The organism is Streptomyces sp. 8L, from assembly GCF_020176795.1.
Classification (GTDB): Bacteria; Actinomycetota; Actinomycetes; order Streptomycetales; family Streptomycetaceae; genus Streptomyces.
Map to the genome: position 1 here is coordinate 1 of NZ_JAIUKE010000146.1, position 905 is coordinate 905.

1 protein-coding gene is annotated in these 905 nt (G+C 69.2%); it reads left to right on the forward strand.

Annotated features, from left to right (window positions below):
- Positions 1–417: 417 nt before the first annotated feature.
- Entirely contained in the window at positions 418–642 is a 225-nt protein-coding gene (rpmB, locus tag LCE31_RS14360) for a 50S ribosomal protein L28 (RefSeq protein WP_225014634.1), read from the forward strand.
- Positions 643–905: the final 263 nt, after the last annotated feature.

A 905-nucleotide genomic window follows, 5' to 3' on the forward strand; every position in this document is an offset into this window, starting at 1 on the left:
ATTCTGGGGGGGCACTCGGGGGGTGTTCAGTAGTGATCAGGGCGGTGCTCAGGGAATTCGGGGCGTGATGGGCGGGAGAGTGAAATTCTCCGTGCCGCCCGTATTCAGGGACCGCTTTTCGGTCCGGCGTGCGGCGCCGGTATCCTCCCGCCGGCCGGGACGGTTACGGGCGTCCCGCTCCGGTCGCTCGCGGCCCCTCGCGCACGTGTAGCCTGGCTCCCGGCCCGGCCTGGGGCCGGACCGCCGTTGGCGTGCAGCGGGGGCGTCCGACCAGGCACGATCTCCGGGGCTTCGGCCTACGACCCCGGCGATCGCGGGGCTGTGCCTCTGGTAAGGTAGACTACCTTGGCAAAACTTTTGGTGCCTGGCTCGTAATCGGCTGTTCGCACCCCCTACCAACACGTGGAGAAAATTCCCATGTCTCAGCGTTGCGACTTTTGCGACAAGGCACCCGTCTTCGGCAGGAACGTGTCGCGCCTCGGTCGCCAGGCCATCAAGCGCCGCGTGAAGGGCCGCAGCCCCCGTCGCTTCAACCCGAACATCCAGTCGGTGCGTACGGTGATCAACGGCACCTCCAAGAAGCTGAACGTCTGCACCTCCTGCCTGAAGGCCGGCAAGGCCACGCGCGCCGTGAGTGCCTGACGACTTGACGCGCCGGATGGTCCGCGTGATCGGTTCGAGCGTTCAATCCAGATTTTCACCGAGCACCACCGCGATTACTCCCCCCGGGAATTGACCCAGGGGGAGTTTCGCTTTTCCGGACCTCGGCAATACCGTCCGGGGCCAAGCAGCGAAGAGGCGCCAAAGAGCGGGAGGGGGGGGGGGGGGGGGGGGGGGGGGGGGGGGCGGCCACACGCCCCCCCCCCGCGGGCGGGGGCGGGGGGGGGGGGCGCCGGGGCCCGCGC